This is a genomic window from Kitasatospora sp. NPDC051984 (genome assembly GCF_044593455.1).
In the GTDB taxonomy this organism is placed as follows: Bacteria; Actinomycetota; Actinomycetes; order Streptomycetales; family Streptomycetaceae; genus Kitasatospora.
In genome coordinates, this window is record NZ_JBIUCB010000025.1 from 1 (window position 1) to 8,988 (window position 8,988).

6 protein-coding genes and 5 tRNA genes are annotated in these 8,988 nt (G+C 71.8%); 8 read left to right on the top strand and 3 right to left on the bottom strand.

The window, feature by feature from the left end; translation table 11 throughout:
• Positions 1 to 47: 47 nt before the first annotated feature.
• From ACIHEI_RS31410 to ACIHEI_RS31420, 3 genes are all read right to left on the bottom strand, one after another.
• On the bottom strand, positions 48 to 464 hold the full coding sequence (locus ACIHEI_RS31410) for a DUF742 domain-containing protein (RefSeq protein WP_387649183.1): 417 nt from the start codon (positions 462 to 464) through the stop codon (positions 48 to 50).
• 171 nt (positions 465 to 635) lie between these two features.
• Complete coding sequence (locus ACIHEI_RS31415) at positions 636 to 1,049, bottom strand: roadblock/LC7 domain-containing protein (RefSeq protein ID WP_030057391.1); 414 nt, start codon at positions 1,047 to 1,049, stop codon at positions 636 to 638.
• A gap of 13 nt (positions 1,050 to 1,062) precedes the next feature.
• Entirely contained in the window at positions 1,063 to 4,983 is a 3,921-nt protein-coding gene (locus ACIHEI_RS31420; protein WP_396609110.1) for a nitrate- and nitrite sensing domain-containing protein, read from the bottom strand.
• Between the two features lie 464 nt (positions 4,984 to 5,447).
• On the opposite strand from ACIHEI_RS31420, the gene ACIHEI_RS31425 reads away from it, so the two are divergent.
• The 8 genes from ACIHEI_RS31425 to ACIHEI_RS31460 all read left to right on the top strand — a co-directional run bounded on the left by ACIHEI_RS31425 (position 5,448) and on the right by ACIHEI_RS31460 (position 8,705).
• A complete protein-coding gene (locus ACIHEI_RS31425; protein ID WP_396609111.1) occupies positions 5,448 to 5,651 on the top strand; it encodes a hypothetical protein in 204 nt (67 codons plus the stop codon).
• A gap of 103 nt (positions 5,652 to 5,754) precedes the next feature.
• The gene (locus tag ACIHEI_RS31430; RefSeq protein ID WP_380488852.1) at positions 5,755 to 6,552 is read left to right on the top strand and encodes a fumarylacetoacetate hydrolase family protein; all 798 of its coding nucleotides are present in this window, start codon (positions 5,755 to 5,757) and stop codon (positions 6,550 to 6,552) included.
• Positions 6,549 to 8,066: a glutamate--tRNA ligase gene (gene gltX / locus ACIHEI_RS31435; protein ID WP_396609112.1), complete on the top strand. Its 1,518-nt coding sequence runs from the start codon at positions 6,549 to 6,551 to the stop codon at positions 8,064 to 8,066. The genes ACIHEI_RS31430 and gltX overlap by 4 nt, the downstream gene beginning before the upstream one ends.
• Positions 8,067 to 8,261: 195 nt before the next feature.
• Positions 8,262 to 8,333 (top strand) — tRNA-Gln (locus ACIHEI_RS31440).
• Between the two features lie 22 nt (positions 8,334 to 8,355).
• A tRNA-Glu gene (locus tag ACIHEI_RS31445) sits at positions 8,356 to 8,428 on the top strand.
• Positions 8,429 to 8,463: 35 nt separating this feature from the next.
• Positions 8,464 to 8,536 (top strand) — tRNA-Glu (locus ACIHEI_RS31450).
• Between the two features lie 17 nt (positions 8,537 to 8,553).
• A tRNA-Glu gene (locus ACIHEI_RS31455) sits at positions 8,554 to 8,626 on the top strand.
• A gap of 4 nt (positions 8,627 to 8,630) precedes the next feature.
• Positions 8,631 to 8,705, top strand: a tRNA-Gln gene (locus ACIHEI_RS31460).
• The last annotated feature ends 283 nt before the right edge of the window (positions 8,706 to 8,988 follow it).

Sequence of the window (8,988 nt, forward strand, 5' to 3'; positions counted from 1 at the left end):
CGACGACGATCTTGGCGGAGGTGGTGGCGCGGCTGGGGGCGGCCGCGTTAGAGCTTGCGAAGTCCACTGAGGACCCTTTCGAGCAGCGTGACGTCAGGCGTACCGCCCGACTCGCCCGCCGCGGCGGGCTGGTGGATGGCGACCAGACCGGCTTCCGCCAGGTCTGCAACGAGGATGCGGGCGACACCGAGCGGGACTCCCGCCAGCGCGGAGATCTCGGCGACCGACTTGACCTCACGGCACAGCGCCACGATGCGGGCGTGCTCGGGCAGCAACGCGCCGGGCGGGTTGGTGCCCGTGGTCGAGATCAGCGCCTCGATGGCCAGCTGGTAGCGCGGCCTGGTACGTCCGCCGGTCATGGCGTACGGGCGGACCAGCGGCTGCTGCTCGTAGCCGTCCGACTGCTGGCCGCCGTAGCCGTTTCCGTACCCGTTGCCGTACGAGCCGGCGGGTGTCGGGGGCATTGCGTCCTCCTTGTGCTGCGGTCGTTCGCCGTCGGAGCCCCGGGCCTGCAGGCTGACCGGCTGTCAGCCGCCGAGCGGCGAAGACTTGGGGGTGGGTGTGCCGGACCCGGTTTCGAGCGGGTCCGGCACAGTGAGGGTGGTGCTGAGGAGCCGAAGGGACCGGACCGGCCGTCAGTGCAGCAGGCTGCCCTGGAGCTCGGCCCGCAGAGCGGGAGTGAGGACCGCGCCGGCCCGGTCGACCAGCAGGGCCATCTCGTAGCCCACCAGGCCGATGTCGGAGTCCGGCGAGGCGAGCACCGCGAGCGCGGAGCCGTCGCTGACCGCCATCAGGAACAGGAAGCCCCGCTCCATCTCCACGACGGTCTGGTTGACCTCACCGCCTTCGAAGATGCGGCTGGCGCCGGAGGTCAGCGAGGTCAGCCCGGAGGCGACCGCGGCGAGCTGGTCGGCGCGGTCCCGGGGGAACCCCTCGGACATGCACAGCAGCAGACCGTCGGCGGAGACCACCACCGTGTGCGACACCCCGGGGGTGTTGTCCACGAAGTTGGTGATCAGCCAGTTCAGGTTCTGTGCGGCCTGGCTCATCATCTGACTCAACTCAACGCTCCTGGTGCTCGGGGCCGAAGCCGTTGTTGCCATCGGCGTCGAACTGGGCTCCCCGGTGGCCCTCGGACGTGCCGCCGAAGTCGAAGCCCGGCCGCTGCTGCGGCGCGGGACGGCCGGGGCCCGGCTGCTGCGAACCGGCCTGGCGGCCCTGCTGGATGCCGCGGCGCAGGTTGGTCAACCGGCCGCGCACCTCCTCCGGGCTGCGCGAGACCTGCGGACCCGTCAGCGGGCTGGCCTCGGCGCTGCCGGAGACCAGGTTGGCCTGCGGGGTGCGACGCGGCAGCCCCGAGATGGTCAGGCCGTCGGTCTGCGGCTCGCGCATCTGCTCGGCCCGCCGCCAGCGCTCGTCGTTCGCGGACGGGCGCCACGGGGCGTCCGGACCGGGACCGGCCGGCTGCTGCTGCGGGGCCTGCGGCTGCGGTGCCTGCGGCTGCGGTGCCTGCGGGGCCGGCCGCTCCGCCGCCGGACGCTGCGGGGCACCCGGCGTCGGACGCTGCGGCATGCCCTGCGGACGCTGCTGCTGGAACGGGTCGGCCTGCTGCTGCGGCTGCTGCGGCCGTGCGGCCGGAGCCTGCCGGGCCGGGGCCTGCGGAGCCTGGGCCTGCGGGGCCGGCCGGGTCGGCTGCTGGTCGAACTCGGGCGCAGTGGTACCGGGCCGCTGCGGCTGGTACCCCCGGGCACGGACCTGCTCACGGGCCGGCACCGGGGCTGCGGCCGAATCGCCGGCGGCCGGCAGCGCCATCGGCTGCGGCCGCTCCGCGAACTGCTGCGGGACCGCCCGCTCCTGCGGCACCGGGGGCATGCCCTGGCCCACCGGGTCCGGCAGCACCGGCTCCACCAGGCCCAGGCCCAGCGGGTCGCGCGGGTCGATGTCGGACGCCTCGAAGCGCGGCCGGGCGAACGCGCCCGTCTGGTCCGCCGGAGCGGCTTCCAGCGGGGCGGCCGGCTGCTGCTGCGGCAGCGGACGGCGCGGCGGCTGCTGCTCGGCGCGGCCGTGCTGGGTCGGTTCCCCGCCCGGACGGCGCTCCAGGCCGGGACGGCCGTCGGCGGGACGGGTCCGCTCCGGACCGCCCTGCGGACCCTGCGGGCCCTGCGGACGACGCGGACCGCCCTGCGGCCCCTGCGGAGCCTGCGGGCCCTGCGGACGGCGCGGCGGAAGCCCGCCCTGGCCGCCCGGCCCGCCCTGCAGGCCCGGCGCACCGGACGCACCCGGCACCCGCCGCGGCGGCAGCCCACCACCGGCCGGCGCACCCGCGCCCGGACCGGCCGGCGCACCGGCACCCGCGCCCGGACCGGCCGGGGCCGACGCACCCGGCGCCGGGTTGTCACGCAGCGACTGGCCGACCGAACGGGTCGGCAGACCACCGGTGCGGCCGCCCTGGGCCGAGCCGGTGCCGAACGCGCCGCCGGGGCCGAAGCCGCCCTGCGCGGGCGCCTCGCCCGGCCCGCGCCGGCCACCCGCACCCGCCGGGCCCGAGGGCGCGGCCGGAGCGGACGGACCGGACGGAGCGCCCGGGGAGAACATGTCGGGGCTGCCGCCCATCGGGCCCTGGCCGAGCTGCGGACGGCCACCCGGGCCGCCCTGCCCGCCGGCCGCCGGAGCCTGGCCGAGCGCGGTGCGCGCGCCGGGCAGGTCGCCCGCGGGGCGGCCCTGCTGACGCGGCGTCGGCGCGACCCCGCGCTGCTGCCGGCCGCCCTGGCCGGGCGCGCCGCCCGGACCGGGCCGGTTGCCGCGCCGCTCGGCGGAGTTGGTGACGTCCACCGGCAGCATGACCAGTGCGGTGGTGCCGCCGGAGTCGGACGGGCGGAGCTGGATGCGGATGCCGTGTCGCAGGGACAGGCGGCCGACCACGAACAGACCCATGCGGCGGGACACCGAGACGTCCACGACCGGCGGGTTGGCCAGGCGTTCGTTGATGTCGGCGAGGTCGTCGGGGGAGAGGCCGATGCCGGTGTCGTGGATCTCGATCAGCACCCGGCCGTCGGGCAGGGCGTGACCGGTGACCCGGACGCGGGTCTGCGGGGAGGAGAACGAGGTGGCGTTCTCCAGCAGCTCGGCGAGCAGGTGGACGAGGTCGTTGACGACGCGGCCGGCGACCTCGGCGGTGGGCACCGAGGCGAGTTCGATGCGCTCGTACTGCTCCACCTCGGAGGCGGCGGCGCGGAGCACGTCGACCAGCGGGACGGGGCGGGTCCACCGGCGGCCCGGGTCCTCACCCGCGAGGACGAGGAGGTTTTCACCGTTGCGGCGCATGCGGGTGGCGAGGTGGTCGAGCTTGAACAGCGAGGCCAGCTGGTCCGGGTCGGCCTCGCGGCTCTCCAGTTCGGAGATCAGCGACAGCTGGCGCTGGATCAGGCTCTGGCTGCGGCGCGACAGGTTGGTGAACATCGCGTTGATGTTGCCTCGGAGCAGCGCCTGCTCGGCGGCCAGTCGGACCGCCTCGCGGTGCACCATGTCGAAGGCGTGCGCCACGTGGCCGATCTCATCGGCGGAGTCGACGCCGACCGGCTCGACGGTGACGTCGACGTCGTGCGGGTCGCTCTCGGAGAGCGTCTTGACCAGTTCCGGCAGGCGGCGCTCGGCGACGTCCTCGGCGGAGGCCTGCAGACGGGTCAGCGAGCGCACCATCGAGCGGGCCACCAGGGCGGCGCCGGCGATGGCGACGACGAGCACCAGGGCGACCACGGCGGCGTTGATGACCGACTCGGTGTCGATGTCCGACTGCAGCGCCTGGGCCTTGCCGTCGAGGACGTTGAGCAGGTTGTTCTCGATGGTCTTCTCGGCGGTGACCTTGGAGGTCGACTTGTCGAACCAGTCCTTGTAGGACGGGTTGTCGGTCTGCCGGATGCCGTTGGTGTTCAGCGCCTGCTTGGCGAACCGGTCGGCCTCGGCGACGACCTGGTTGTAGCTCATCGCCGCGCGCAGCGTGCGGGCCTCGGCCTCGCCGTAGATGGCGGTGAAGTTGGCGAGGGCGTTGTCCTCGGAGCTCATCAGCCGGACGCCGAAGGTTTCGTCCGAGGCCGACAGGTGCGGGCCCTTGGGGTTGGCGAGCGCGGCGCTGATCAGCGCGCGCTGCATGGAGGTGTACTCCTTGGCCGTGGAGAACTGGAACAGCGCCCGGGTGGTCTTGATCAGCTCGGTGGAGTTCGAGGTGATCGCGATGTCCTGGGTGGCGCCGATCAGGTCCTTGATGATCACGTCGTAGTTGGTGATCGTGGCCTGGATGTTCTCGGGGTCCTTGAACGCGCCGCTCCGGGCCCGGGGCAGCGTGTTGAGGTCCTTGCGGACCTGCAGCAGCAGGGTCTTGGAGCCGGCCAGGTCGAGGTTGTCGAACTTGTCGGCGCTGGCGTTGAACGTCTTCGACAGCGTGTTGGTCTGCTTGTACGCGTCGGCGATCTCGGGGTCGTTGTCGGCGCTGCCGCCGGTGGCCAGCGGACCGGCCGAGATGTCGCGCTCGTACTGCAGGGCGTTGGCCAGTGCGGTGGCGTTGCGGGCGAGCTCGGCCAGGTCGCTCATCTGGGACAGCTGGCGGGAGTTCGCCATCGACTCCTGCACCCGCAGGCCGCCCAGCACCAGCGAGACGATCACGGGCAGGAACAGCAGCGCGATCAGACGGGTGCGGATTCGCCAGTTGCGCATGGCGAAGCGGCTCGCGCCGGTGGCACGACGGCGGTTGAGCGTGCCGCGCAGCCTGGCGCGGCGGCTCTGCTTGTCGGCCGGCTCGCTGCCGTCCTGCTGCTGGGGCGCGCTCGCGGCGCCCGGGGCACTGCCGGTGGCGGCGGCCTCGGCGAGGGCGCCGAACGGCCGCTCACCCTGGCCTGTCGGCGGTGCCGCCTGGTGGGCGCCGGCCACGGGCTCCCGCGACTCCGGCTCACCCGCGGCGCCGTTGCCCCTCTTGAAACGTCCCTGCACTGGCGTCGCAACCTCTGGACCGGGCGCCCTTCCCCGCCGGGCGGAGATAGAGCGGTGTCGAGTTTTTCCGTGGCATTCCAGCACAGCGGGGGAAGTCCAACAAGGGCCGTTACGACTCGGCGCCCAGGGCTACCCAGTGCGTGCGGCAACTCACGGTACGTGTTGCTTCGGGTTCGGAATACGGTCCTTTTCGGACACTCGCCCTGGCCATGTCAACAAAGAGGAAGATCGGCTTGTGCGGCAAATGTCCGCAATATACCGGAATGGTGGATTTTGCCATTGGTCCGGAATCACCACTTCCACACACTTTGAACCGGTAATTGTGAGCAAACTCACAGCTCGATGTATAGCTTTGGTCACGGCCGCTGTGGAATGGGCTACCTAACCTGGCAGGGTTGAGCGGAGCCTGCCCAGCGGCGGGCTCGCGCAAAAGTCCGTTCGAGTGAAACAAGGTGCAGACGCAAATGTCCGAGACGACCACGACGGCCACCCGTTCCACGGCCAACCCGCGCCGCACCACCCTGGCCTCCGTCGCGGACTTCTCCGAGCTCCCCGGCTTCGGCGCCCGCACGCCCCGCACGTACGCCACCTCGCTGCCCGCCGTCACCGCCAACCCGCGCCGCACCGTCCTGATGGCCGTCCCGGCCACCCGCCTGCCGCGGGCCTGACCCCTGCGCCGATAACCTGGTGGCACAGCCGGGCCCGGCACTGCGGGCTCGGCAACCGCCCGGGAGCGTCCGGGCGGCCGACGAACCGAGAGGTTGCAGGGCTGTGCGTATCGCCAGGTTCTCCGTCCGTGAAGGGAGCCCCGCGGCGGGCTCGGTCTCCTTCGGAATCATCGAGGGGGACGCCGCACAACCCGATTCGCTGGTGGTGCACACCCTCGCGGGGCACCCCTTCGGCGCCCCCCAGCCGACCGGCGAGACCCACCGGCTGCAGGACGTCCGGCTGCTGGCCCCGATGCTGCCCAGCAAGATCGTGGCGGTCGGCCGCAACTACGCCGACCACGCCGCCGAGTTGGGCAACGAGATCCCGGCCGTGCCGCTGACCTTCTTCAAGCCCTCCACCGCCGTCATCGGCCCCACCGAGTCCATCGCGTACCCGCCGTTCTCCTCGGACGTCCAGTACGAGGCCGAACTCGCCGTGGTGATCGGCCGGATGTGCCGCGAGGTGCCGCTCGACCGGGTCCCCGAAGTGATCTTCGGCTACACCTGCGCCAACGACGTCACCGCCCGCGACGTGCAGCAGCGCGAGGGCCAGTGGGCCCGCGCCAAGGGCTTCGACACCTCCTGCCCGCTCGGCCCGTGGATCGAGACCGACCTCGACCCCGCCGACCTGGCCGTCACCTGCACCGTCAACGGCGAACTGCGCCAAGCCGGCCGCACCTCCCAGATGGCCCGCTCGGTCGCCGAACTGGTCGCGCACATCTCCGAGGCGATGACGCTGCTCCCGGGCGACGTCATCCTCACCGGCACCCCCGCGGGTGTCGGCCCCCTGAACATCGGCGACGAGGTCGCCGTCTCCGTCGAAGGCATCGGCACCCTCGCCAACAAGGTCGTCAAGCGATGAAGGATGCAGTAACCGTGGCTGACAAGAACCCCGACGTCCGGGTCCGCTTCTGCCCCTCCCCGACCGGTAACCCGCACGTCGGCCTGGTCCGCACGGCCCTCTTCAACTGGGCCTACGCCCGCCACAACGGCGGCACCCTGGTGTTCCGGATCGAGGACACCGACGCCGCCCGCGACTCCGAGGAGTCCTACAACCAGCTGCTCGACGCGATGCGCTGGCTCGGCTTCGACTGGGACGAGGGCCCCGAGGTCGGCGGCCCGCACGCCCCCTACCGCCAGTCGCAGCGGATGGACATCTACGCCGACGTCGCGAACCGCCTCCGCGAGGCCGGCCACGCCTACCCCTGCTACTGCACCACCGAGGAACTGGACGCCCGCCGCGAGGCCGCCCGCGCCGCCGGCAAGCCCTCCGGCTACGACGGCCACTGCCGCGACCTGACGGCCGACCAGATCGCCGTCTACGAGCAGGAGGGCCGCCCGTCGATCCTCCGCTTCCGGATGCCCGACACCACCCTCACCTTCGACGACCTGGTCCGCGGCCCGATCTCCTTCGACCCCAAGGACGTCCCCGACTACGGCATCGTCCGGGCCAACGGCGCCCCGCTGTACACCCTGGTCAACCCCGTCGACGACGCCCTGATGGAGATCACCCACGTGCTCCGCGGCGAGGACCTGCTGTCCTCGACGCCGCGCCAGATCGCCCTCTACGCCGCCCTCGCGGACATCGGCGTCGGCAACGGCACCACCCCCCGCTTCGGCCACCTGCCGTACGTGATGGGCGAGGGCAACAAGAAGCTCTCCAAGCGCGACCCGCAGGCCTCCCTCAACCTGTACCGCGAGCGCGGCTTCCTCCCCGAGGGCCTGCTCAACTACCTGGCCCTGCTGGGCTGGTCGCTCACCGACGACCGCGACATCTTCGACATCGACGAGATGGTCGCCGCCTTCGACATCGACGACGTCAACGGCAACCCGGCCCGCTTCGACCTCAAGAAGGCCGAGCACCTCAACGCCGAGCACGTCCGCCGCCTCGCCCCCGAAGAGTTCGTCAACCGCCTGGTCCCCTACCTCCAGACCGCCGAACTCCTCCCCGCGGAGCCCACCGCCGAGCAGCTCGACCTGCTCGCCAAGGTCGCGCCGCTCACCCAGGAGCGGATGGTCGTCCTCTCCGAGATCGTCGCCATGGCCGGCTTCCTGTTCGTCGCCCCCGCCGACTTCACCGTCGACCCCGAGGACGCCGCGAAGGTGCTCACCGCCGACGCCCGCCCCGTCATCGAAGCCTCCGTCAAGGCACTCACCGAACTGACGGACTTCACCCCCGACCCGATCCAGGCCACGCTGCGCGAGGCCCTGGTCGACGGCCTCGGCATCAAGCCCAAGTTCGCCTTCACCCCGCTCCGCGTCGCCGTGACCGGACGTCGGGTCTCGCCGCCGCTGTTCGAGTCCATGGAGCTGCTGGGCCGTGAGGAGACGCTGCGCCGCCTCCTCGCCACCCTGGAGCTGCTCCCGGCCTCCTGAGCCCCCCTGCGGCCACTGAGGCCGCCTCCGGCACCCCTGCGGGCCAGGTCGCTGACCTGGCCCGCAGGTGTCCTGCGCACGGCCTGCGGTTATCGATTTTGGAGCCGGGCCGGGCGTCGGGTAATGTTCTTTCTGCGCCGCCCGGGCAGGGAGGCGCAAGACACCGAGGAAGGCCCCGCAGGGGTTGAACTCTGGTGGGGTATGGTGTAATTGGCAGCACGACTGATTCTGGTTCAGTTAGTCTAGGTTCGAGTCCTGGTACCCCAGCGCAGCACGCAAGTGATGCATTGCCCCCGTTGTGTAGCGGCCTAGCACGCCGCCCTCTCAAGGCGGTAGCGCCGGTTCGAATCCGGTCGGGGGTACGCAATTCTTGACAATTGCAAAATGAATGAGACAAGCCCCCGTTGTGTAGCGGCCTAGCACGCCGCCCTCTCAAGGCGGTAGCGCCGGTTCGAATCCGGTCGGGGGTACTCTCATTCAAGCTAGGGCCCCCGTTGTGTAGCGGCCTAGCACGCCGCCCTCTCAAGGCGGTAGCGCCGGTTCGAATCCGGTCGGGGGTACTTTTGGGGTATGGTGTAATTGGCAGCACGAGTGATTCTGGTTCATTTAGTCTAGGTTCGAGTCCTGGTACCCCAGCCAAGATTTTCCAAGCTCCGGGCAACCGGGGCTTTTTTGCGTTCCCGCCCACGTGCACCACGGCGACTCGCCTTTCCGGCCCCGGCCCACCCACCCGCCCGCGCACCCACCAACTCAGGTGCACCCCACGGTCCCATGGCGGACGCTGCCGCTACCGGCCGGCATCGCCTGGCCCGCCGCCCTCGGCGTTCCGCCGGCTCAGGTGCACCACGGCTCCGCAGCGGCTGCTGCCACAACTGGCCGGTGTTGCCTGGCTCGGCGCCCTCGGCGTTCCGTCAGGTCAGGT

Coding starts and splice junctions, on each gene's coding strand:
- ACIHEI_RS31410 (WP_387649183.1), bottom strand. CDS start 464: ATGCCCCCGACACCCGCCGGCTCGTACGGCAACGGGTACGGAAACGGC.
- ACIHEI_RS31415 (WP_030057391.1), bottom strand. CDS start 1,049: ATGAGCCAGGCCGCACAGAACCTGAACTGGCTGATCACCAACTTCGTG.
- ACIHEI_RS31425 (WP_396609111.1), top strand. CDS start 5,448: ATGTCCGAGACGACCACGACGGCCACCCGTTCCACGGCCAACCCGCGC.
- gltX (WP_396609112.1), top strand. CDS start 6,549: ATGAAGGATGCAGTAACCGTGGCTGACAAGAACCCCGACGTCCGGGTC.